The 22,357-nt window shown below is 73.1% G+C and carries 22 protein-coding genes and 1 pseudogene; 14 read left to right on the forward strand and 9 right to left on the reverse strand.

The features are described 5' to 3' along the window. Positions 1-92: 92 nt before the first annotated feature. Complete coding sequence (locus ACZ6Z8_RS04345) at positions 93-362, forward strand: helix-turn-helix domain-containing protein (protein WP_030285102.1); 270 nt, start codon at positions 93-95, stop codon at positions 360-362. A 168-nt stretch (positions 363-530) separates the two neighbouring features. On the opposite strand, the gene ACZ6Z8_RS04350 is transcribed toward ACZ6Z8_RS04345, so the two are convergent. The 3 genes from ACZ6Z8_RS04350 to ACZ6Z8_RS04360 all read right to left on the reverse strand — a co-directional run bounded on the left by ACZ6Z8_RS04350 (position 531) and on the right by ACZ6Z8_RS04360 (position 3,815). Beyond that, positions 531-1,919 carry an ABC transporter substrate-binding protein gene (locus ACZ6Z8_RS04350; protein ID WP_465606174.1) on the reverse strand — a complete coding sequence of 463 codons (1,389 nt, stop codon included), beginning with the start codon at positions 1,917-1,919 and terminating at the stop codon, positions 531-533. Positions 1,920-2,007: 88 nt separating this feature from the next. Then, entirely contained in the window at positions 2,008-2,910 is a 903-nt protein-coding gene (locus ACZ6Z8_RS04355) for a carbohydrate ABC transporter permease (RefSeq protein WP_465606176.1), read from the reverse strand. Next, the gene (locus tag ACZ6Z8_RS04360) at positions 2,907-3,815 is read right to left on the reverse strand and encodes a carbohydrate ABC transporter permease (protein ID WP_465606178.1); all 909 of its coding nucleotides are present in this window, start codon (positions 3,813-3,815) and stop codon (positions 2,907-2,909) included. Before ACZ6Z8_RS04360 ends, ACZ6Z8_RS04355 begins: the two co-directional genes overlap by 4 nt. 188 nt (positions 3,816-4,003) lie before the next feature. On the opposite strand from ACZ6Z8_RS04360, the gene ACZ6Z8_RS04365 reads away from it, so the two are divergent. Continuing rightward, positions 4,004-4,693: an SMI1/KNR4 family protein gene (locus ACZ6Z8_RS04365; RefSeq protein ID WP_465606180.1), complete on the forward strand. Its 690-nt coding sequence runs from the start codon at positions 4,004-4,006 to the stop codon at positions 4,691-4,693. 10 nt (positions 4,694-4,703) lie between these two features. Here the strand turns inward: ACZ6Z8_RS04365 and ACZ6Z8_RS04370 are convergent, their stop codons facing one another. Together ACZ6Z8_RS04370 and ACZ6Z8_RS04375 are read right to left on the reverse strand one after the other, a co-directional pair. Beyond that, positions 4,704-5,465 (reverse strand): SDR family NAD(P)-dependent oxidoreductase, encoded by a 762-nt coding sequence (locus tag ACZ6Z8_RS04370; RefSeq protein ID WP_465606182.1) that lies wholly within the window; start codon positions 5,463-5,465, stop codon positions 4,704-4,706. A 127-nt stretch (positions 5,466-5,592) separates the two neighbouring features. Then, on the reverse strand, positions 5,593-6,171 hold the full coding sequence (locus tag ACZ6Z8_RS04375) for a TetR/AcrR family transcriptional regulator (RefSeq protein WP_465606184.1): 579 nt from the start codon (positions 6,169-6,171) through the stop codon (positions 5,593-5,595). A gap of 148 nt (positions 6,172-6,319) precedes the next feature. Here ACZ6Z8_RS04375 and ACZ6Z8_RS04380 point away from each other — a divergent pair, with 148 nt between their 5' ends. After that, a complete protein-coding gene (locus ACZ6Z8_RS04380) occupies positions 6,320-6,802 on the forward strand; it encodes a DoxX family protein (RefSeq protein WP_465606185.1) in 483 nt (160 codons plus the stop codon). Between the two features lie 5 nt (positions 6,803-6,807). Here the strand turns inward: ACZ6Z8_RS04380 and ACZ6Z8_RS04385 are convergent, their stop codons facing one another. Further along, the gene (locus tag ACZ6Z8_RS04385) at positions 6,808-7,104 is read right to left on the reverse strand and encodes an MTH1187 family thiamine-binding protein (protein ID WP_465393876.1); all 297 of its coding nucleotides are present in this window, start codon (positions 7,102-7,104) and stop codon (positions 6,808-6,810) included. 166 nt (positions 7,105-7,270) lie between these two features. Next, complete coding sequence (locus ACZ6Z8_RS04390) at positions 7,271-8,788, reverse strand: SulP family inorganic anion transporter (RefSeq protein WP_465606187.1); 1,518 nt, start codon at positions 8,786-8,788, stop codon at positions 7,271-7,273. A gap of 636 nt (positions 8,789-9,424) precedes the next feature. Between ACZ6Z8_RS04390 and gcl the strand changes: the two genes are divergently transcribed. Further along, positions 9,425-11,206 (forward strand): glyoxylate carboligase, encoded by a 1,782-nt coding sequence (gcl, locus tag ACZ6Z8_RS04395; protein WP_465606189.1) that lies wholly within the window; start codon positions 9,425-9,427, stop codon positions 11,204-11,206. Positions 11,207-11,374: 168 nt separating this feature from the next. Further along, entirely contained in the window at positions 11,375-11,863 is a 489-nt protein-coding gene (locus tag ACZ6Z8_RS04400; protein ID WP_465606191.1) for a glutathione peroxidase, read from the forward strand. Between the two features lie 44 nt (positions 11,864-11,907). Here the strand turns inward: ACZ6Z8_RS04400 and ACZ6Z8_RS04405 are convergent, their stop codons facing one another. Continuing rightward, positions 11,908-12,828, reverse strand: coding sequence for a LysR family transcriptional regulator (locus ACZ6Z8_RS04405; RefSeq protein ID WP_465606192.1), 921 nt, complete (start codon positions 12,826-12,828; stop codon positions 11,908-11,910). Between the two features lie 96 nt (positions 12,829-12,924). Here ACZ6Z8_RS04405 and ACZ6Z8_RS04410 point away from each other — a divergent pair, with 96 nt between their 5' ends. The 6 genes from ACZ6Z8_RS04410 (at position 12,925) to ACZ6Z8_RS04435 (ending at position 18,089) form a co-directional block, all read left to right on the forward strand. Next, positions 12,925-13,629, forward strand: coding sequence for a succinate dehydrogenase cytochrome b subunit (locus tag ACZ6Z8_RS04410; RefSeq protein ID WP_465606194.1), 705 nt, complete (start codon positions 12,925-12,927; stop codon positions 13,627-13,629). Beyond that, positions 13,626-15,569, forward strand: a complete 1,944-nt coding sequence (locus tag ACZ6Z8_RS04415) for a fumarate reductase/succinate dehydrogenase flavoprotein subunit (RefSeq protein WP_465606196.1) — start codon at positions 13,626-13,628, stop codon at positions 15,567-15,569. The genes ACZ6Z8_RS04410 and ACZ6Z8_RS04415 overlap by 4 nt, the downstream gene beginning before the upstream one ends. Then, entirely contained in the window at positions 15,566-16,303 is a 738-nt protein-coding gene (locus ACZ6Z8_RS04420; RefSeq protein ID WP_030285070.1) for a succinate dehydrogenase/fumarate reductase iron-sulfur subunit, read from the forward strand. Before ACZ6Z8_RS04415 ends, ACZ6Z8_RS04420 begins: the two co-directional genes overlap by 4 nt. Positions 16,304-16,638: 335 nt before the next feature. Beyond that, positions 16,639-16,950: a hypothetical protein gene (locus ACZ6Z8_RS04425; protein ID WP_402817977.1), complete on the forward strand. Its 312-nt coding sequence runs from the start codon at positions 16,639-16,641 to the stop codon at positions 16,948-16,950. Positions 16,951-17,073: 123 nt separating this feature from the next. Then, positions 17,074-17,727: a DUF6232 family protein gene (locus ACZ6Z8_RS04430; protein ID WP_465606198.1), complete on the forward strand. Its 654-nt coding sequence runs from the start codon at positions 17,074-17,076 to the stop codon at positions 17,725-17,727. After that, positions 17,724-18,089, forward strand: coding sequence for a hypothetical protein (locus ACZ6Z8_RS04435; protein WP_465606200.1), 366 nt, complete (start codon positions 17,724-17,726; stop codon positions 18,087-18,089). Before ACZ6Z8_RS04430 ends, ACZ6Z8_RS04435 begins: the two co-directional genes overlap by 4 nt. 18 nt (positions 18,090-18,107) lie before the next feature. Here ACZ6Z8_RS04435 and ACZ6Z8_RS04440 read toward each other — a convergent pair whose 3' ends face one another. Continuing rightward, positions 18,108-19,046, reverse strand: a complete 939-nt coding sequence (locus tag ACZ6Z8_RS04440) for a DUF2797 domain-containing protein (RefSeq protein WP_465606201.1) — start codon at positions 19,044-19,046, stop codon at positions 18,108-18,110. Between the two features lie 95 nt (positions 19,047-19,141). Here ACZ6Z8_RS04440 and ACZ6Z8_RS04445 point away from each other — a divergent pair. The 3 genes and pseudogenes from ACZ6Z8_RS04445 to ACZ6Z8_RS04455 all read left to right on the forward strand — a co-directional run. Continuing rightward, a pseudogene (locus tag ACZ6Z8_RS04445) lies at positions 19,142-19,342 on the forward strand (hypothetical protein); the annotation flags it as partial. Continuing rightward, complete coding sequence (locus ACZ6Z8_RS04450; RefSeq protein ID WP_465606203.1) at positions 19,339-19,971, forward strand: maleylpyruvate isomerase N-terminal domain-containing protein; 633 nt, start codon at positions 19,339-19,341, stop codon at positions 19,969-19,971. The pseudogene ACZ6Z8_RS04445 and the gene ACZ6Z8_RS04450, both read left to right, overlap by 4 nt. A gap of 180 nt (positions 19,972-20,151) precedes the next feature. Beyond that, positions 20,152-22,317 carry a restriction endonuclease gene (locus tag ACZ6Z8_RS04455; protein ID WP_465606205.1) on the forward strand — a complete coding sequence of 722 codons (2,166 nt, stop codon included), beginning with the start codon at positions 20,152-20,154 and terminating at the stop codon, positions 22,315-22,317. The last annotated feature ends 40 nt before the right edge of the window (positions 22,318-22,357 follow it).

Consider the following 22,357-nt stretch of genomic DNA (forward strand, 5'->3'; position numbering starts at 1 on the left):
GCGTCGTTCGGGTGCGCACACCGGCGGCGACCGCACGGCGTGATCCGAAGGACACGCCCCGAGCATGTCAGGCACGCCGTAGACTCGACGCCATGGTGAGGACTCCGCTGACCCCGTGGGAGCGCGAGCGTGGGGAGCGCTTCGGGGCGCTGCTGCGTGAGGCGCGTGGTGAGCGCAGCATGGTCGAGGTGGCGGCGGTGGCCGGTGTCTCGGCGGAGACGCTGCGGAAGATCGAGACGGGTCGGGCGCCGACGCCGTCGTTCTTCACCATCGCGGCGCTGGCCTTCGCGCTGGACCTGTCGCTGGACGAGCTGGCGGGCGCGTGCGTACTGCCCGAGGACGGCGAGGCGCTCTCGGCCTGATCCGGCGCTACGTCCGCAAGGGCGTGAGCCCCGACGGCGTGAGCCCCGACGGCGTGAGCGGCGACGGTATGACGCCGCTGCGCCGTGACGCCGCTACGGGCGTGACGGCGACGGCCCGCCGGGCGCGTGGTGCGCCGGGCGGGCCGTCCTGCGGGGGGGCGGGCCGGGTCAGCCGACCGAGCTGTTGTAGCTCTCGATCGCGGGCTGGAGCTCCTTGGCCGCGTCGGAGAGGGCCTGCTGGGCGGTCTTGCTGCCCGCGATGGTCTGCTCGATGGCGGTCTCCACGCCCTTGCGGGCCTGCGGCATCACGCCGAGCAGGCAGCCGGCGGTGGCCGGGGTGGGCTTGGTGGCCTTCAGCTGGTCGATGGCCGTCTGGAACTGGGGGTACTTGGCCACCCACTCCTTGTCCTTGGGGTCGTCCAGGGCCTTCCTGTTGACCGGGAAGTATCCGGTGCCGGTGTGCCAGGCGGCCTGCTGCTCGGGGCCGGTGAGGAACTTCTCGAACTCCCAGGCGGCCCGCTTCTCCGCGTCCGAGTGCCCCGGGCCGCTGATCCACAGCGAGGCGCCGCCGATCGCCGGGCCGCCCTGGTCGGCGGCGGTGACCTTGGGGAACGGGGCGGTGCCGACGCCGAACTTGGCGGCCTCGGTGTAGCCGCGCAGCACGCCGGTGGACTCCAGGTGCATCGCGACCGTGCCGGACTTGAAGGCGGCCTGGGCGTCGTCGGTGACCCGGCCGGTGTTGGCCGCGTAGCCGCCCTTGACCAGGTCGGCCCACCACTGGACGATCTGCGCACCCTGGGCGGAGTCGAACACGACCTTGCCCGCCTTGTCGCTGCGCCCGTTGTCCTTGTCGCAGTACATGGTGCCGGACTCGGCGATCAGCTCCTCGACGAACCAGCCGTAGACGGCGGCGCCGAAGCCGTAGCGCACGGTCTTGCCGTCGGCGTCCTTCTTGGTGAGCTTCTTGGCCAGGTCCGCCAGCTCGTTGAGGTCCTTGGGCGGCTGGGCCGGGTCGAGGCCGGCCTCCTTGAAGGCGTCGGTGTTCAGGTAGAGCAGCGGCATCGAGGAGTTGAACGGCATCGAGACCAGCTTGCCGCCCGTCGAGTAGTAGTTGCGGATGTTGGGGTCGAGGTCGTCCAGCGAGTAGCCGTCCTTGTCGGCGAAGGCCTGGGCGGGGACGGTCTGCCTGGAGTCGATCATGAACCGGGTGCCGATGTCGTAGACCTGCACCAGGGCGGGGGTGCCCTTCTGCTGCACCGCGGCCTTGTACTTGGTGACCAGCTCGTCGTACTTGCCCTGGAACTGCGCCTTGACCTCGATCCTGCCCTGGTGGGCGGCGTTGAACCGGCTGACCAGCCCGTTCAGCACGTCGGCGTTCTTCCCGGTCATCGAGTGCCAGAACTCGACGGTGGTCACGCCGGAGGCCTGGTCCAGCGCCTGGGCCCCGGGGGCACCGGCGTCGGCGGAGCCGCCCGGGTCGGTGCCGCTGGAGCTGCAGGCGGTCAGGGACAGGCCGGCCACCAGCAGGGCCGCGAGCGCGCGTGCACTCTTCTTCACGAGGGGTCACTCTCTTTCCGGAAGGGGGACGGGCGGGTGCGAACGGGCGGGGTGCCGACGGGTCGGCGGACCGGGCGGTCGGAGCGGGTCAGCGGACGGCGCCCGCGGTGAGGCCGCGCACGATGAAGCGCTGGCCGAAGACCACCAGGGCCAGGGTGGGCAGCAGCGACAGCACGACGCCGGCCAGGATCAGCCCGGGGTCGGCCATCTCGGAGTCGCGCAGCGAGGTGAGGCCGATCTGCAGGGTCTGCATGTCGGCCGTGCGCGTGATGATCAGCGGCCAGAAGTACTGGTTCCAGGCCGACAGGAAGACGTAGATCGACAGCGCGGCCAGGGCCGGCTTGTTCAGCGGGACGACGATCCGCCACAGGAAGCGCCAGTGGCCGGCCCCGTCGATCCGCGCCGCGTCCCGCAGTTCGCCGGGCAGCTGCCGGAAGGCCTGGCGCAGCATGAAGGTGCCGAAGCCGGAGGCCAGGAACGGCAGGACCAGGCCGAAGTAGGTGTTGCCGAAGCCCCAGTCCGACAGGGTCAGGTAGTTGGGGATGATGATGGCCTCCCACGGGACCATCAGGGTGGCCAGGAACACCCCGAACACCGCGGCCCTGGCCTTCAGCGGCAGGAAGACGAAGGCGTACGCGGCCAGGATCGAGGTGAACAGCTGGGCGAGGGTGATCGCGGTGGCCGTGATCGCCGAGTTGGCGTACTGCCGGAACAGCGGGATGGTGTCCACGGCGCCGGAGAAGTTCCGTCCGGTGACCGAGTGCGGCACCAACGCCGGTGGGTTGGAGGAGAGTTCGGACGGGCCCATGAAGGCGCCGGCGATCGCGTAGTACACCGGGAAGGCCACGGTGACCAGGGCGGCGGCCAGCAGCAGGTACACGGCGGCGCGGCCCAGCAGGTCGCGCGGGGAGCGCCCGGCGAGCAGCCGGGGGCGGGGGCGCGGGCGGGCCGCGTCGGTCCCGGTCCCGCTCTCACTGACGATCGTGGTCATGCGTAGTGCACCTTCCGCTCCAGGACGCCGAACTGGACGGCCGTGCAGGCGAGGACGACCACCAGCAGCACCACGGCCTGGGCGCTCGCCGTGCCGAAGTCGCTGGAGTTGTAGGCGAAGGCCTTCTCGTAGACCGAGTAGACGAGGGTCCGGGTGGAACCGTCCGGGCCGCCCTTGGTGAGGATGTGGATCTGGCCGAAACTCTGCAGCGCGTGGACGGTGGAGACCACCGTCAGGAAGAACAGGTTCGGGCCGAGCATCGGGACGGTGATCGAGCGGGCCAGCCGCAGCCCGGAGGCGCCGTCGATGCGGGCCGCCTCGGCGATCTCGCCGGGGATCGACCCGATGCCCGCCGAGAGCACCAGCACGTTGTAGCCGAGGTTCATCCACACCGTGGTCAGGGCCACCGAGACCAGCGCGTACCGGGAGTCGGTGAGCCAGCCGACCGGACCGAGGCCGACCTGCGACAGCAGGCCGTTGAGCACCCCGCTGGCGGGGTTGAAGAACACCGCGAACACCACCGAGGCGCTGGCCACCGAGAAGGCGAAGGGCAGCGCGAAGGCGGAGCGCAGCAGCCGTACGCCCCGGATCCGGTTCTCCAGCAGCAGCACCAGCACCAGCGCGCCGAGCACCCCGGGCACCACCGTGAGCAGGGTGAACAGCCCCGTGGTGACCAGCGTCCGGCCGAAGTCGGCGGAGGCCAGCAGGTCGCTGTAGTGCTTCGCCCCGACGTAGCGGGAGGGCGCGCCGAAGAGGTCGTTGGCGTGTCCGCTCAGGTAGATCGTTCGCCCCAGCGGATAGCCGATGAACAGGGCGAAGACCACCAGGGAGGGCAGCAGGAAGGCCCAGGCGAGCCCGTGCTCGCCCCAGCGGCTCCTGCGTGCGGTGTGCGGTGCGGTCGGCATCTGTCGCGCGTCCGCCTTTCGTGTCGGTTCCGGCCGAAACCGTGTCCTGCCCGAACGACGGCGCGGGAACCCCGCAGTGATCAACCGGTGTCCTCGGGATTACGCGTTCGCGTCAGATTCGGCCGGTCGTGCGCTGACGAGGGTTCGGGCCCGGGGGCCCTGTCAGCGCGGTGTCGTACGGTGCGCGGGTGAACGACACGGATTTCGACATGCCGGCCGCGATGGCCGAGACCCTGCGCGGCGGCCGTGAAGCCGCCTGGGCCCTCGTCCGGGGCTTCGCCGCGTACTGGGGCGCGCCGCTGACCCCTCAGGACGGCTTCACCGACGCCGAACTGGACGCGGCCGAGCAGCGGCTCGGGCTGCGGCTGCCGGTGGCGCTGCGGGAGGCGTACCGGCTGTTCGGGCGCCGGGCCGATCTCACCAGCTCCCAGGACGTGTTGCTGACGCCGGACGAGCTCCATGTGCTCGACGGCGCGCTGGTGTACCGCGCGGAGAACCAGGGCTGCGCCCACTGGGGCGTGCTGCTGGACGACCTGGCGCAGGAGGACCCGCCGACGGTGGCCCGGCCGGATCTCGCGGACAAGTCGCAGGAGCGCTGGGAGCCCTGGGAGGAGCGCTTCTCGACGGCGGCGGCGGTGATGGCGATGAGCGAGAAGCTGCTGGAGGACGACGAGTTGTCCGACTTCCTCGAATCGGAGGGTGAACTCCCCGACGACTTCGTGGAGTTGCCCGCGCTGGGTCGGGAGTTGCGCTGGTACGGGGGTCCGGACGTCCTGGTCGTGGCGGTCGGGGACGCCTGGTTCTCGGTCCGGGCACGGACCCCTGAGGCGCTCGACGCGCTCCACGAGGCCGTGCCCGGTGACTGGTTGAACGGCTGAGCCGGGCCGGTCAGGCGGTGACGCCGCCGTCCAGCACCAGGTCCGCGCCGACGGTGTAGCCCGCCTCCGGCGAGGCCAGATACAGCACGGCGGCGGCGATCTCCGCGACCGCGCCGGGACGGCCGACCGGCACCTCGGACTTCATCCGGTCGCTCTTGTCCGCGTCGCTCTCGCCGGGCCGGGACGACATCGGGGTGTCCACCGGTCCCGGGCTGACGGTGTTGATCCGCACACCCTCACCGATGTGGTCGCGGGCGGCGGCGCGGGTGAGCGCGGTGACCGCGGCCTTGCTGACGGCGTAGGCGCCGACGCCCTCCAGCCGCCGGTGGACGCCCAGGTTGGACGAGACGTTGACGATCGCGCCGCCGCCGTGCGCCCGCATGTGGCCGATCTGGTGCTTCATCGCCAGCAGGGTGCCGGTCACGTTGATCTCGACGACCCGCCGGAACTCGTCCTCGTCGATCTCGGCGACCGGGCCGGCCGCGCCGAACACCCCTGCGTTGTTGACGGCGACGTCCAGACCGCCGAGCCGCTCGACGGTCTCCCGGACCAGCCGGGCGGCGTCCGCACCGTTGGTCACGTCGCCGGTCAGTGCGACCGCCTCGCCGCCGGCCTGCTCGATCAGCGCGACGGTCTCGGCCAGCGGGCCGGCGCCGCGCCCGGCGACCGCGACCCGGGCGCCCTCCCGGGCGAAGGCGAGCGCGATGCCCCGCCCGATGCCGCTGCCGCCGCCGGTGACCAGGACGGACCTGTCGGCGAAACGCGTGCTCATGAGCTGAACTCCTTTGATTCGAGTGGTGTGTCCAGGGGTGGATCAGGGAATTCCCCCCTGTCAAACTTTCAAGACCGTTCGGTCCAGAATAAGGACGGCAGACGGCTCCGGCCGGGCCGGCCGGAGCTCAGTCCAGCAGTGTCAGCGCCTGCTCGGCGGCGTCCCGCACCCGGGCCTCGCCCTCGGCGGTCTTGCCCACCACCCGGATCCCCTGCAGCAGCACCACCAGCATCCGGGCCAGTGCCCGCGGCTCCCGCCCGGCGGGCAGTTCGCCCTGGGCCTCGGCGCGCAGCAGGGCGGCGGTCAGCGCCGTCTCCAGGTGGTCGTAGCTGACCTCCACCCGGCGGGCCGCCGCCTCGTCGTGCGGGGCGAGTTCGACGGCCGTGTTGGTGATGAAGCAGCCGCGCTTGCGGTCCTCGCCCCCCGCGCCCGCGTACCGGCGCACCAGGGCGCGGACGGCCGGCAGCACCGGCCCGGGCTGGGACAGCTCGGCCAGCAGGCCCGGGTCGTGCTGCTCGTTGTAGCGCTCCAGCGCACGCAGGTAGAGCTCGTGCTTGCTGCCGAAGGTGGCGTAGATGCTGGCCCGCGCGATGCCGAGGCCCTCGACCAGGTCGGCCATCGAGGTGGCCTCGTAGCCGCGGCGCCAGAACAATTCGAGGGCTGCCTGGAGCGCCGCGTCGGGATCGAATTCCTTCGTTCGCGCCATAATGCGAACGCTAGCTCTTTCGAGATCGATCGGTCAAGAAAGAGTGGGGACCGGTCCTGACCGTTATCTGACGGGGCATTGCCAAGTGGACTAGACCAAGGCTACCCTTACCGCCCCGTCCCTCCTCCCCCACAGGAGGTTCCCCGGTATGCCCGCACGCGTCCACGCAACCCCCGGACAGGCTGTCGAGGCCGCCCGTCCCCTCGTGCTGACGGCCTTTCGGGTCGTCGTCGGCCTGCTCTTCGCCTGCCACGGCGCCGCCTCGGTCTTCGGCGTCCTCGGCGGCGCCAAGGGCGGCGGCAGCCTCCCGCTCGGCCAGTGGCCGGGCTGGTGGGCCGCACTGATCCAACTGGTCGGCGGCGCCCTGGTGCTCCTCGGAGTCGGCACCAGGTACGCCGCCCTGCTGTGCTCCGGCTCGATGGCGTACGCCTACTTCACCGTCCACCAGGAGCACGCGCTGCTGCCGCTGCAGAACGGGGGCGAGCCCTCGGTGATGTTCTGCTGGGCCTTCCTGGCCATCGCGGTCCTCGGCTCCGGCCCCTACTCGCTGGACCGGCTGCTGAGCACCCGTCAGCCGCAGGCGGTGCCCGACCCGGTCGAGGCGACCACCGCACGGCCCACCGCCGGCTGAGGCGCTCAGCCGTTCGCGAGGTGCCGCTCGACCGAGGCGACCTTGGCGGTGAGGCCGTCGGTGACCCCGGCCCGGTCGTCGATCTTGATGACCGTGCTCACCCGGTTGCTGTGCGCCTTCACCGCCTCGATCGCCGCCCTGATCACCGGCATCACCTCGTCCCACTCCCCCTCGACGCTGGTGAACATCGCGTCCGTGCGGTTCGGCAGCCCGCTGGCCCGGACCACCCGGACGGCCGCTGCCACCGCCTCCCCCACGTCCTCGCCGATCCCCAGCGGGGTCACCGAAAAAGCTGCGATCACGGTTCTGCGCTCCTTGTCGCCCGACGGCACTGGTCGCGGCCCGGACCACTCCGGACCGCGACCAGGTTAGGGTCCCCCAGCCGGACAGCCCTCCGTTCGAGCCCGGCACGCCGCGCCGGCACAGGTCCGCCGGTCCTGAGCGCCCCGCCGGCTCCCCGACCCGCCGTCAGACGACCGTCGGCAGCGGCGGGTCGACGGCCAGCGGGGCGCTGGCGCGGGCCCGGTGCTGGTCGGCCCAGGAGGTGAGGGCCAGGGTGCAGGCGTGGTCCAGGTGGCGCAGCCCGGACCAGTCCAGTTCCACCGGCCGGTCGCCGGGCAGCCGCTCCAGGGTGTCCAGCAGCCGGGGCAACCGCAGGAAGGTGGCATTGCCGCTCAGCCGCACCCGGTGCAGCGGCCGTCCGTCCGTCAGCACCACCTCCTCGACGGAGCTCTGCAGGTGGGAGGTCTGCCAGGCGGACTTGGCCACCGCCAGGCCGACGCCGATCAGCACCCCCTCGAACAGGTCGGTGGCGACGATCGCAACCGCCGTCACCCCGAGCACCAGCGCCTCGCCCCGGTGCCCCCGGCACAGCGCGACGATCCGGCGCAGCGGCACCAGCTTGGCCCCGGCGTGCACCAGGACGGCGGCCAGCGCGGTGAGCGGGACCAGCCCGAGCACGCCGGGCAGCAGGGCGGTGAACAGCAACAGCCACAGCCCGTGCAGGAAGCGCGAGGCCCTGGTGCGGGCACCGGCCTGGACGTTGGCGGCGCTGCGCACGATCACGGCGGTCATCGGCAGGGCGCCGAGCAGTCCGCAGACGGTGTTGCCGAGGCCCTGGGCGGTGAGTTCGCGGTCGTAGTCGGTGCGCGGTCCGTGGTGCATCCGGTCGACGGCGGCGGCACTGAACAGCGTCTCGGCGGAGGCGATCAGGGTGAAGGCGACGACCGTCCCGAATCCGGCCGCTCCGGCCAGGTCGCCGAGCGCGGCGGGCCCGGGCAGGTGGACGACGTCGAGCAGGTCGGAGACCCGGACCCGGGCCACCGGCAGGTCGGCCGCGGCGGTGACGGCGGCGGCCAGGCCGACGGCGGCCAGCGGAGCGGGGACGGCCCGGGCCGCGCGGCCGGGCAGGTGCTTCCAGGCGACGAGCAGCAGCAGGGTGCCCAGGCCGAGGGCGACCGCGCCGGGGTTGGCGGCGGCGGTGGCCACGTCGGTCAGCAGGGCGGGCAGTCCGGCGAGCTTCTGCGGGCCGGTGCCGGGGGCGCGGCGGTCGGCGAGCGCGTACAGCTGGCCGGACACCAGGGTCAGCCCGATGCCGGCCAGCATGCCGTGCACCACCGAGGCGGACATCGCGCGGAACCAGCGGCCGAGCCGCAGCGCGCCCATCGCGAGCTGGAGCAGGCCGCTGGCGAGCACCAGCGGGCCGAGCGCGGCGACGCCGAACTGCTGGACGGCGTCGGCGACCAGCACGGTCAGTCCGGCGGCGGGCCCGCTGACCTGGAGGCTGCTGCCGGGCAGCAGACCGACGACCAGGCCGCCGACGATGCCGGTGACCAGCCCCAGTTCGGCCGGGACGCCGGAGGCGACGGCCACTCCCACGCAGAGCGGGAGAGCGACCAGGAACACCACCAGCGAGGCGGGCAGGTCGTGCCGCCAGGGGACGGCGCGCAGCACGGCGAGCGGGGATCGGGCAGGGGTGCGGCGCATGGCGGCGTTCCTTCCGTGCGCCCGCCGCTGCGGGCGCGCCGTTGCGGGACGGGCACGAGGTGGGGCCGAGGGGGGAGGTGGGGCCGAGGGGGAGGACCGCGGCGGGCGCCGGACGGGCGACAGCGGTACGGCCGCGGGTCCGGGCGGTCGGCGGGTGTCGGGTCGGTGCGGTGCGGTGCGGTTCGGCGCGATCCAGGTGCGCAGTGCGATCCGGGTGCGCTGCGGTCGGGCTCTCCTGGGCGGGCCCGCCGACGGTGTCCCCCGTTCCGGCGCTCCCGCGTCCCCCGCCGCGGCCCCCGTCGGACGCCATGGGCCCGGCGTGGCACCGACGGTACCCAGCCCGGCGAGCCGGGCCGACCTCAGGCACCGTCCCTTCACGGGCACTGCACGGTGGCTGCGCTTTCCGGCCCGGAGGCTCCGCTTCCCCTGGCACACCAGCGCGAACGCGGTTCTGGTGTGCGAGTCCGGCCACGCGGCAGCGCATCGTCGGGCCTTCCACATTCTGTTGAAGTGCCCCTTGACTCCCCGCCGGACCCGACCCTACCGTGTTTCCACATACAGAAACCCTTCTTCCGTATGGTGGAATTCAGGAGATGAGCCCTCCGACCCACTGCGGGCCGACGCAGGAGAGAACCGATGCCCCGTATGACAGCCGCCCGCGCGGCCGTGGAGATCCTCAAGCTGGAAGGCGTCGACGTCGCCTTCGGTGTGCCGGGCGCCGCGATCAACCCCTTCTACGCCGCCCTCAAGGCCTCCGGCGGGATCCGGCACACCCTGGCCCGGCACGTCGAGGGCGCCTCCCACATGGCCGAGGGCTACACCCGCGCCAAGGCCGGCAACATCGGCGTGTGCATCGGCACCTCGGGACCGGCCGGCACCGACATGATCACCGGCCTGTACTCGGCGATCGCCGACTCCATCCCGATCCTGTGCATCACCGGCCAGGCCCCGGTCGCCCGCCTCCACAAGGAGGACTTCCAGGCCGTCGACATCGCCTCGATCGCCAAGCCGGTCACCAAGGCCGCCACCACCGTCCTGGAGGCCGCACAGGTCCCCGGCGTGTTCCAGCAGGCCTTCCACCTGATGCGCTCCGGCCGCCCCGGCCCGGTCCTGATCGACCTGCCGATCGACGTCCAGCTGACCGAGATCGACTTCGACCCGGAGGCCTACCAGCCGCTGCCGGTCTACAAGCCGGCCGCCAACCGGATCCAGATCGAGAAGGCCGTCGCGCTGCTCCAGGAGTCCGAGCGCCCGCTGATCGTGGCCGGCGGCGGCGTCATCAACGCCGACGCCTCCGACCTGCTGCTGGAGTTCGCCGAGCTGACCGGCGTCCCGGTGATCCCGACCCTGATGGGCTGGGGCATCGTCCCGGACGACCACCAGCTGAACGCCGGCATGGTCGGCCTGCAGACCTCGCACCGCTACGGCAACGAGAACTTCCTCGCCTCCGACTTCGTCCTCGGCATCGGCAACCGCTGGGCCAACCGCCACACCGGCGGCCTGGACGTCTACACCGCGGGCCGCAAGTTCGTCCACGTGGACGTCGAGCCCACCCAGATCGGCAAGATCTTCGCCCCCGACCTCGGCATCGCCTCCGACGCCAAGGCCGCCCTGGAGCTGTTCGTCCAGGTCGCCAAGGAGCTCAGGGCCGCCGGCACCCTCAAGGACCGCAGCGAGTGGGCCGCCTCCACCCAGGAGCGCAAGGCCCAGCTCCAGCGCCGCACCCACTTCGACAACGTGCCGCTCAAGCCGCAGCGCGTGTACGAGGAGATGAACAAGGCCTTCGGCCCGGAGACCCGGTACGTCACCACCATCGGCCTGTCCCAGATCGCGGGCGCGCAGATGCTGCACGTCTACAAGCCGCGGCACTGGATCAACTGCGGCCAGGCCGGCCCGCTGGGCTGGACCATCCCGGCCGCACTGGGCGTCGCCACCGCCGACCCGGAGGGCCAGATCGTCGCCCTCTCCGGCGACTACGACTTCCAGTTCATGATCGAGGAGCTGGCGGTCGGCGCCCAGCACCGGATCCCGTACGTCCACGTGCTGGTCAACAACTCCTACCTGGGCCTGATCCGCCAGGCGCAGCGCACCTTCGACATCGACTTCCAGGTCAAGCTGGAGTTCGAGAACATCAACGCGCCGGAGCTGGGCGTCTACGGCGTGGACCACGTCAAGGTCGCCGAGGGCCTGGGCTGCAAGGCGATCCGGGTCACCGAGCCGGAGGGCCTGCTGCCGGCCTTCGAGGAGGCCAAGAAGCTGGCCGCCGAGTTCCGCGTCCCGGTCGTGGTCGAGGCGATCCTGGAGCGGGTCACCAACATCTCGATGGCCGCCGCCGACATCGACAAGGTCAACGAGTGGGAGGAGCTGGCCACCCTCCCCGAGCACGCGCCGACCGCCATCAAGCCGCTGGCCCTGTGAGCCGGTGAAGGAGTGGGGGCGTACGAGCCGCTCCGTACGCCCCCGCGCCCGCGGGGCACCGCCGGCCCCGCCGGAACACCGGCGGGGCCGGCACGGTTGACCCGTCCGGGGCCGCTACCGTGTGCCCGGGCGCGACCCGCCGCCAACCTGCCGAAAGGACCCACCACCGTGAGCCTGTACGACATTCCGCTGCGCACCCTCGACGGCGAGGCCACCTCGCTGGCCGACCACAAGGGCAAGGCGCTGCTGATCGTCAACGTCGCCTCCAAGTGCGGCCTGACCCCCCAGTACACCGGCCTGGAGAACCTCCAGAAGCGGTACGCCGGGCGCGGGTTCACCGTGCTGGGCTTCCCGTGCAACCAGTTCGCCGGGCAGGAGCCGGGCAGCGCCGAGGAGATCCAGAGCTTCTGCTCGACCACCTACGGGGTGACCTTCCCGCTGTTCGAGAAGATCGACGTCAACGGTGACGACCGGCACCCGCTGTACCGGCAGCTGACCGAGGTCGCCGACGCCGAGGGCCAGGCCGGGGACGTCAGCTGGAACTTCGAGAAGTTCCTGGTCTCCCCGGACGGCACCGTCGCCGCGCGCCTGCGTCCGCGCGTCGAGCCGGAGTCGGCGGAGCTGATCGCCGCGATCGAGGCCGTACTGCCGGCCTGACGCCCGCGCCGCTGCCGGAAGGGCCGCCCCGAGAGGCGGCCCTTTCACAGCAACAGCCGTGTGCCGGGCGGGAGTTCGCCCTCCCCGGCGGCGTCCCGAAGGTGCGCCAGCAGAGTGTCGTGCAGCGCCTCGGCGGCGCGGGTGAGCGGCACCTCGTGGCCGTGCGCGACCGCGATGGTGCGGCCCAGGCCCGGCCCGGCGAACGGGGTGACGGACAGGCCCGAGCGCGCCGCCACCATGCCGGGCACCACCGCCGGTCCGAGCCCGGCCCGGACGAAGCCCAGCACCGCGTCCATCTCCCCGCCCTCGACGGCGAACTCCGGCTCGAACCCGGCCGCCCGGCAGGCCGCCAGCGCGGCCTCGCGCACGTCGTAGCCCTCCCGGAACATCACCAGCGGCCGCCCCCGCAGCTCCGCCACCCGCACCGGGCGCCGGGCGGGCCCGGCGGCCGAGACCAGCACCAGCTCCTCGTGCAGCAGCTCGGTGACGGCGAGGGCGGGCGCGGCCTCCCCGCTGGGCGGCGTGATGACCAGCGCGAGGTCCAGCTCGCCCGCCGCCAGCCAGCGCACCAGGTCCCGCGAGCCGCCCTCGCGCACCGCCAGTGCGACGCCCGGGTAGCGGTCCCGGAACACCCTCAGCACGTCCGGCACCAGGCTGGTGCACAGGCTCGGCGGCGCGCCGAGCCGCACCCGGCCGCGGCGCAGCTGCACCGTCTCCTGGACGGCCAGCCGGGCGCTCTCGGTGTCCGCGAGGATGCGCCGGGCCAGCGGCAGCAGGGCGTCCCCGGCGTCGGTGAGGGCGATGTTGCCCCGGGTGCGGTGGAACAGTTCGGCGCCCAACTCCCTTTCCAGCGCCCGGATCTGCTGGGAGAGCGAGGGCTGGGCGACGTGCTCGGCCTCGGCGGCCCGGGTGAAGTGCCGGGTCTCGGCGACGGCCAGGAAGTAGCGGAGTTGTTGGAGCTGCACACGGCCAGGCTACGCCGCCTCGATAGGCTCCGCCTATCGTCACCAGCCGCAGCATGTCTTGGACGCACCCTTGCGGGCTTCCCTACCGTTGCTGCCATGACAACCGCGACTCGGACGGGCCGGCATCCGTCCACCCTGGCGACCCTGTGGCGGTCGACCGTCGGCAAGAAGGCGGTCATGGCCGTCACCGGACTGGTCATGCTGCTGTACCTGGTCGCGCACATGCTGGGGAACCTCAAGGTGTTCTTCGGCCCCGACGACATCAACGGCTACGCGGCCTGGCTGCGCACCATCGGCCAGCCGTTCCTGGGCCACGAGTGGTTCCTGTGGATCGCCCGCCTGGTCCTGCTGGCCTCCGTCGTCCTGCACGGGGTGTCCGCGTACCAGCTCAGCCGCCGGGACCTCGCCGCCCGCCCGAGCAAGTACGTGCACCAGCGCCGCCGCGCCAGCTACGCCACCCGGACCATGCGCTGGGGCGGGGTGATCCTGGGCCTGTTCGTCGTGTGGCACATCCTGGACCTCACCACGCTCACCGTGAACCCGGTCGCCGAGCACGGCCACGTCTACCAGAACGTCGTGGGCACCTTCGGCCGCTGGTACAGCGACGTGATCTACATCGTCGCGATGCTGGCCCTCGGCCTCCACATCCGGCACGGCTTCTGGAGCGCCGCCCAGACCCTCGGCGCCAACAACGCCCGCCGCGACCGGGCGCTGAAGCTGACCGCCAACGGGGTGGCGCTGCTGCTGACAGCCGGCTTCCTGTCCGTCCCCGTCGCCGTGATGACCGGAGTCGTGAAGTGAGCTACCTGGACTACACCCTCGGCGAGCCGATCGCCGACACCAAGGCCCCCGCCGGGCCGATCGAACAGCGCTGGGACCAGCGGCGGTTCGACGCCAAGCTGGTCAACCCCGCGAACCGGCGCAAGCACACCGTGATCGTGGTCGGCACCGGCCTGGCCGGCGGCGCGGCCGGCGCCACCCTCGCCGAACAGGGCTACCACGTCGTCCAGTTCTGCTTCCAGGACTCCCCGCGGCGCGCCCACTCGATCGCGGCCCAGGGCGGCATCAACGCGGCCAAGAACTACCGCAACGACGGCGACTCGATCCGCCGGCTGTTCTACGACACCGTCAAGGGCGGCGACTTCCGCGCCCGCGAGTCCAACGTGCACCGGCTCGCCCAGGTCTCGGTGGAGATCATCGACCAGTGCGTGGCCCAGGGCGTGCCCTTCGCCCGCGAGTACGGCGGCCTGCTGGACACCCGCTCCTTCGGCGGCGTCCAGGTCTCCCGCACCTTCTACGCCCGCGGCCAGACCGGCCAGCAGCTGCTGCTCGGCGCCTACCAGGCGCTCTCCCGGCAGATCGCCGCCGGGAACGTGGAGATGCACCCGCGCACCGAGATGCTCGACCTGCTGGTGGTCGACGGCCGGGCCCGCGGCATCGTCGCCCGCGACCTGGTCACCGGGAAGATCACCAGCTACACGGCGGACGCCGTCGTCCTCGCCACCGGCGGCTACGGCAACGTCTTCTACCTCTCCACCAACGCCAAGAACTCCAACGCCACCGCGATCTGGCGGGCCCACCGGCGCGGCGCCTACTTCGCCAACCCCTGCTTCACCCAGATCCACCCCACCTGCATCCCGCGCTCCGGCGACCACCAGTCCAAGCTCACCCTGATGAGCGAGTCGCTGCGCAACGACGGCCGGATCTGGGTGCCCAAGGCCCAGGGCGACACCCGCCCGCCCGCGCGGATCCCGGAGGAGGAGCGGGACTACTACCTGGAGCGGATCTACCCCTCCTTCGGCAACCTGGTGCCCCGCGACATCGCCTCCCGGGCCGCCAAGAACGTCTGCGACGAGGGCCGCGGCGTCGGCCCCGGCGGTCAGGGCGTGTACCTGGACTTCGCCGACGCGATCCGCCGGATGGGCCGGGACGCCGTCGAGGCCAAGTACGGCAACCTCTTCGAGATGTACGAGCGGATCACCGCCGAGGACCCGTACCAGGTGCCGATGCGGATCTACCCGGCGATCCACTACACGATGGGCGGGCTCTGGGTCGACTACGACCTGCAGACCAGCGTCCCCGGCCTGTTCGCGATCGGCGAGGCCAACTTCTCCGACCACGGCGCCAACCGGCTCGGTGCCAGCGCCCTGATGCAGGGCCTCGCCGACGGCTACTTCGTGCTGCCGCCCACCCTCAACGACTACCTGGCCCGCAACCCGGTCGCCGCGGTGCCCGCCGACCACCCGGTGCTCACCGAGGTCGAGGCCGAGGTCGAGGACCGGCTCAACCTGATCCTCTCCGTGGACGGCGACCGCACCCCGGACTCCTTCCACCGCGAACTCGGCGAACTGCTGTGGGACGAGTGCGGGATGGCCCGCGACGAGGCCGGGCTCAGGCGCGCGCTGGAGCGGATCCCGCAGCTGCGCGAGGAGTTCTGGCGCCGGATCAAGGTGCCCGGCACCGGGCAGGAGCTCAACCAGTCGCTGGAGAAGGCCAACCGGCTGGTCGACTACTTCGAACTGGCCGAGCTGATGTGCCTGGACGCGCTGCACCGCGCCGAGTCCTGCGGCGGCCACTTCCGCACCGAGAGCCAGACCCCCGACGGCGAGGCCGCCCGGCGCGACGAGGAGTTCAGCTACGCCGCCGCCTGGGAGTTCACCGCCACCGGCGAGGCCCCCGTCCTCCACCGCGAGCACCTCGACTTCGAGCACGTCCACCCCACCCAGCGGAGCTACGCATGAACCTCACCCTGCGCATCTGGCGCCAGGCGGGCCCGGACGCGCCCGGCTCGATGACCACCTACCAGGTCAGCGGCATCAGTCCGGACATGTCCTTCCTGGAGATGCTGGACACCCTCAACGAGGAGCTGATCACCCGCGGTGACCAGCCGGTCGCCTTCGACCACGACTGCCGCGAGGGCATCTGCGGCGCCTGCGGCATGGTCATCAACGGCCAGGCGCACGGCCCGGAACGCACCACCACCTGCCAGCTGCACATGCGGCACTTCCGGGACGGCGACACCATCGACGTCGAACCGTGGCGGGCGGCGGCCTTCCCGGTGGTGAAGGACCTGGTGGTGGACCGCTCGGCCTTCGACCGGATCATCGGCTCCGGCGGCTACATCACCGCACCCACCGGCAGCGCCCCCGAGGCGCACGCCACGCCCGTCCCCAAGGAGGCCGCGGACACCGCCTTCGAGCACGCCGAGTGCATCGGCTGCGGCGCCTGCGTAGCCGCCTGCCCGAACGGCTCGGCGATGCTGTTCACCTCCGCCAAGGTGGTGCACCTCAACGTGCTGCCCCAGGGTGCGCCCGAACGGGCCGCCCGGGTGCGGAACATGGTCTCGGCGATGGACGCCGAGGGCTTCGGCGGCTGCACCAACACCGGCGAGTGCGCCACCGCCTGCCCCAAGGGCATCCCGCTGCCCAGCATCGCGGCGATGAACCGGGAGTTCCTGCGGGCCGCCCGCGGCTGAGACTTCCCCTGATCGGTCGGCCCCTCGCTCTGGTGCTCAGGCGAAGGGCCGACACCGATGTACGGGGCGCGCGAAGGCAGTTCGCGCGCCCCGAACGGGTGGTGGATGGCCGTCGGCGGTGCTTCCCGACGGAGAATCGCGCTACGGTGGTGCTCCGCTACGGAAGGACGGCATATGCCCGAGGTTCAGTCCTGCTCCGGTTGCGGCGGGTCCGGGGGGACCCAGAAGACCGAGGCAACGGTCGAACTGGACGAGGAAGGGAGCATGGTGCCCAGGGTTCACGACTACTGGTCGCCCTGCGGTCGGTGCCACGGATCCGGGACGGTGATCGTCGGATGAGACTGGTCTTCGAATGCGTCGAGTGCGGCGGGCACTACCTCCCGCCGGAGGGCATGGTGTACCCGGACGGGCCGGCCTCGCCGGTCTGGTGCTCCCCCTGCCAGACGTCCAAGCGCACGGCCGGCCTCCGGGAGGACCCGCTGCTCGCCCGCCTCGCCCTGGCCGCCGCCCGCGCCGCCCTGGCCCGGCGCGCCGCCGAGGCGGCCGAACCGGCCGCCGTCGGGCGCGGTGACGTCCGGCCGTCCCGGCCCCCGCTGTCCCGCCGGGCGCGCTCCGGTCCGGGCGGGGTGCGCGGCAGGCTGGGCTGAGCCCCGGGGCGGGCCGACGACCCGACGGGCCGTCAAAGGCGGCTTTCGACAAATCGCTTGTGCGCATGGACGGGCGTGCTGGTTAATTGTCGTCGCTCGCTCGACAGCCTTGGGGGAACGCCCGTGCAACCGACCGAACCCGCCGGACCGGCCGAGCCGCCGGAGGCGGGACAGACCGGCTCCGCTCCGTCCGTCCCGCCGCCGAGACCCGCGTACGACCCGTCCGCCACCCGGGTGGCCGTGACCAGGCGCATCCTCTGGATCGGGCCGGCGGCCTACCCGCTGGCGACCGTCGCGCGGGTCAGCATCACGGTGATCGTGCCGGATGTGCTCGGCGCGATCAAACGGCTCCTGAAGTTCGCCGGGGCCGTCCTGGGGATCGCGCTCGTCCTGGCCGCGATCACCGCCCTCGCCGACTCCTCCCACTCGGCCTTCGGGAGCCGCGGCGAGAGCAGCGGCTCCGGCACGGGCTGGATCGTGGCGGTGTCCCTCGTCCTCGTGGTGTCCTACTTCCTGGTCGCCACCCTGCCCGTGCTGCTCCAGCGCCGGCTGCACGCGCTGACCGTCGACACGGCCGGTCCGCCGACCGCGCTGCTGGCCTGGAAGGACCCGAAGTACGCGTACGAGCTCCAGGCCAGGATCACCCACGCGATCGAGAATCCGCAGACCGAGTTCCAGCAGTTCGTCAGCAACGTTCTGGTGGACCTGCGGCACTACCAGTTCGGCGACAACGTCAACATCTACGGCGGCCAGGGCAACACGGGAGTCATCAAATGAGCGGCAACGGAGCCCAGTTCCAGTTCGGCGACAACGTCACCATCCACGGCGGCCACCACAACGTCGGTGTCCAGCACAACAACGGGCCGGTCGCCGACCAGACGCTGCCGCCCGAGGCCGCCGCGCTGTTCGCCCAGCTGGCCGCCGCGGTGGCCGACCTGGCCCGGGACGCGCGGGTGCCCGCGGAGGACCGGCAGAGCCTGGAGGAGACCCTCCCGGTGCTGCGGGAGCCGGCCGGCCAGGAGCGGCGCAGCCGGCGCAACACCCTCCACCTGCTGGCCGGCCTGACCCGGGAGCTCGGCGAGGCGGCCGCGCCCGTACTGGGCCTGGTGACCCAGCTGCTCGCCCTGATCAGCGGCTGACGGGCGCCGGCCCGGGCCTCAGAACAGCGCCTCCTGGGTGTCCGGCTCCGGCGGGCGGACCCGTTCCTCCAGTACCAGGCCCTCGGAGGGCCGGCCGGTGACGGGCGTGAGCGTCCAGCCGGTGAGCCGCCGGGTGTCCAGCAGCAGCGGGCCGGAGCCGTCCGGCTGGTCGAGGAAGAGGTGCCGGCCCACCGGCGGGCGCAGTGTGCCGGCGATCACCGCGCCGGGGGCCAGGCCGGCGATCTCCCGGTAGGTCTCGGGGGCGCCGTGGGCCAGGCCGAAGCGCTCCACGTGGTCCACCACCGGGCGGTCGGCGAGCGGTTCCACGGCGTGGCCGTCGAGCAGCCGGTGCGCCCGGGCGCGGGCCTCGGTGAGCAGCGTGCGGCGGTGGCGGGCGTCGCCGTGGGACCACCAGTGGTCCGTCTTCAGGCGGGACTTGTAGCGCTCGCGGGCCATCCCCGAGGCGGCGACGGTCAGTTCGGCGCGGCGCACCGCGGGCAGGCTGCCGCGCGCGGTGAACGCGTAGGCCAGTGCGCCCTGTTCGAGCAGCCGGCTGTCGCCGCGCTGCTCGGCGGTCAGGCCGACCTTCAGCAGGCCCTCGCCGAACCAGGCGAGGTAGAGCAGGTAGGTGCGCCCGTCGTCGAGGATCTGGTCCCGGGCGAGGGCCAGGCCGCGGTCCACGCTCTGGCAGGCCGGGCACTGGGTGGCGCTGCCGCCCGGGGCGATCTCCGCGTGGTGCGGGCAGGGCGTGCGCTCCGTCGCCCCGGCCAGCCAGGCCCCGGTGCAGCGGCGTGGGCCGCCGAGCAGCCAGCCGACCTCCGTACCCGGCGCGACGGCGCGCTCGTGCACCCGGTCGCCGCGCACGGCGCCGAGCAGGGCCCGGCCGTCGTGCCAGCTCAGGCCGGTGGAGATCCAGCCGGCCGGCCGTTCCGGGTGCTGGGGCGCGGGGATCGTCACGGGCAGCCCTCCCTGTGGGTCGACGACCCTGGTGAGGCTACCCGCTGCCACCGACAACGCCCGCATCCCGGAGGGTGCGAGGGCCCGGGACCGCGCCCGGCGTCCGCACCGCCGACGAGCGCGTCCGGGCGTTCAGGTCCGGCCCGCAGGGCGCCTGGTTCCGCCGCGTCGACGTCACCGTCCACGAGCGGGGCGGGCACTTCGTTCGGTGGGAGAACCCCGGGGCCTGGATCGACGACCTGCGCCGCACGCGCCGTGGCCCTCGGCCCCGGGCGCTTGCTAGCGTCCGGCCATGATCGACTCACCGACCCCGGACGACCTCGCCCGCACCCTGCGCCTCGCCGTCGACGCCCTGGCCGCCGCTCCGGCGGACGCGGACTGGTCGCGGCCCGCCGGCACGCTCGGCTGGAGCTGCTGGGAGACCGTCGAGCACCTCGCCGACGACCTCCTCGCCTACGCCGCCCAGCTCGGCCCGGCGCGGCCGCCGCGCGAGCGGTACGTGCCCTTCCTGGCGACCCGCCGCTCCCTCGGCGCCCCGAACAACTTCGTCCGCGCCGACCCGGCCGGCGGGGTGCCGGGGCTGCTCGAAGTGCTGGACGCGAGCGGCGGGTTGATGGTCGCCGTGGCCCGGGTGTCGCCGCCGGAGGTGCGTGCCCACCATCCGTGGGGTCTGGCCGATGCGACCGGTTTCGTGGCCATGAGCCTGGTCGAGACCCTGGTCCATCTCCACGACGTCGCCCAGGGCCTCGGCCTGTCCTGGGAGCCGCCCGCCGAGGTCTGCGCCCGGACCCTGGCCCGGTTGTTCCCCGATGTCCCGCTCGACGCCGCGCCCTGGCCCACCCTGCTCTGGGCGACCGGTCGCACCGCCCTCCCAGGCCGTCCGGCGCGCACCGACTGGCGGTGGTACGCCGAAGTACCGGACTGAGCCCGGCGCGTGATCCGCTGACCGGTCGCCAGGTGCCGGAGGGGCCCCGGGGTCCGTCCGCTTCCGCAGGTCGCGGGCGCTTGGCCCGGCGGGCCGTCCACGTTCTATTGTGGCGGGCGCGGTTGTCGCCGGGAGGTGGCGGCGGCCGGCCTGGTCGGTGCGAGGGCGAAGGGGTGGCTGGTGGCGGGGCGGCGGAACAGCGGGGTGCTGACGGTCTGGGCGGAGGCGCAGCGGCAGCAGCAGCGTCGGGAGGAGGCCCGGTGGCGTGCCGAGGCGGCGGAGCTGCGCCGGCACGAGCGCGCACAGCGCGAGGCGCAGCGGGCGGCCGCCCGCGACGAGCGGGAGGCGCAGCGCGCGTACCAGCAGTCGCGGGAGGCGGAGGCGGCCCGGCGGACGGCCGAACTGGACGCCCGGGTCGCGGAGTTGCGCGGGCTGCTGGCGGCCGGGCTGGCCGCTCCGGCGTTCGGGCCGCAGGCGCTGCTGGCGCCGCGTCCGGTGCCGCCGTTCGATCCGGGGCCGCTGGGTGTGCCGGTGCCGATGCCGGACCAGACCTCCGCCGCGTACCACGTGCCGCCGCCGGACGCCGCGCAGGCCCGCAACGCCGGGGTGCGCCGGCAGTACGAGCAGTACGTGGCCCAGGCCCGGGCCCGGTTCGAGCAGGACTGGTACGCCGCGCAGGCGCAGGAGGCGGACCGGCAGCGCCGGTTGGCCGCGTACCACCAGGAGTACCTGGCCTGGGTGGAGGGCTTCCGCCGCCAGGAGGAACAGCGCGGGGCGGGTACCGAGGAGCTGCTGCGGCGGCTGCGGGCGGGTGACCCGGAGGCGGTGCAGGAGTACTTCACGGCCGGTCTGTACGCCTCGGCGGCGTGGCCGGAGGGCTTCCCGCACCGGCTGGTGGCGGCCTGGGAGGCGTCGAGCCGTCAGCTGGTGGTGAACTGGGAGCTGCCCGGTCCGGACGTGGTGCCGGCGGCCACCCGGGTGCGGTACGTGAAGTCGGACGACCGCGAGGCCGAGGTGGCCCGTCCGGCGACCGAGCGCAAGGCGCTGTACCGGGAGGTGCTGGCCCAGTCGGCGCTGCGGGTGGCGGCGGAGCTGTTCCGGGCGGACCGGGACGGGATGCTGGACTCGGTGGTGCTGAACGGCTTCGTGCTGGGCATCGACCCGGCGACCGGCCGGGAGGCGGAGCGCTTCCTGTCCACGCTGACCGCGACCCGGGCCGAGTTCTCCGGGCTGGCGCTGGACCGGGTGGCGCCGGTGGAGTGCTTCCAGGGTCTGGGCGGCAGGTTGTCGGCGCGGCCCGAGCGGCTGGACGAGGTGAAGCCGGACCGGCTGCCGGAGTCGGTGGGCGGGAACCTGGCCGGGCATTTCGGCGAGGACGAGCCGGACCTCTTCGAGATGGATCCGCTGGAGTTCGAGGACCTGATCGCCGAGTTGTTCCGGCTGCGCGGTTTCCGCGTCATGACCACGGCCCGCAGCGGCGACGTCGGGGTGGACGTGGTGGCCGAGGACCTGGACCCGGTGACCGGTGGCAAGATCGTGATCCAGGCCAAGCGCTACAAGAAGACCGTGCCGCCGACGGCCGTGCGGGACCTGGAGTCCACCGTCCGCCACCACGGCGCGATCAAGGGCATCCTGGTCACCACGGCGGGCTTCGGCCGCGGCTCGTACAGCTACATCGAGGGCAAGCCGCTGACCCTGGTGAGCGGGCCGGAGCTGGTCGAGCTGCTGGCGGAGCAGGGCCTGCGCGGCCGGCTCGGCGGCGGACCGGGCGGCGGCGGACCGGGCGGCGCCGAGCCCGCGCCGAAGCCCGATGAGGCCGAGCCGGCCGCCCCGCAGAGCAGCGTCACGGTCAGCTGGCAGAGCCGTACGGCCGGCGGGGACCCGGTGGAGCTGGACGTCACCGCGTTCCTGTGCGCCGGCGGCCGGGTGCTCAGCGACGAGCACTTCGTGTTCTTCAACAACCCGCAGGACCCGGACGGCGCCGTGCGCCTGCACCCCACCCGCTCGGTGCCGGGCGAGCCGGTCCGGGCGGCCCGGCTGAGCCTGGACCTGCACCGGCTGCCGGCCGCGGTCGACGAGGTGGTGCTCGCGGTCTCCACCGAGGAGGAGGAGCCCCCCGCGCTGCCGCTCGGCCACGTGTACGGGCTGGCCGTCGCCGCCGAGTTCGGTCCTGGCGCGGACGGGCCGGCCAAGTGGCCGGGCGCCAACGGCGGCATCCCGGACTCCGCGATGCTGCTCGGGAGCTTCCGGCGGGCGGACGGCGGCTGGCAGTTGGCGCCCTCCGCACGGGCGGTGACGAACGGTCTGGCCGGGCTGGCGACGGCCTTCGGCGTCGCGGTGGAGTGACCGGCGGCGGGGGGCGGTTCCGGTCGAACCGCCCCGGGGG

It is taken from the genome of Kitasatospora sp. NPDC101108 (assembly GCF_055584725.1).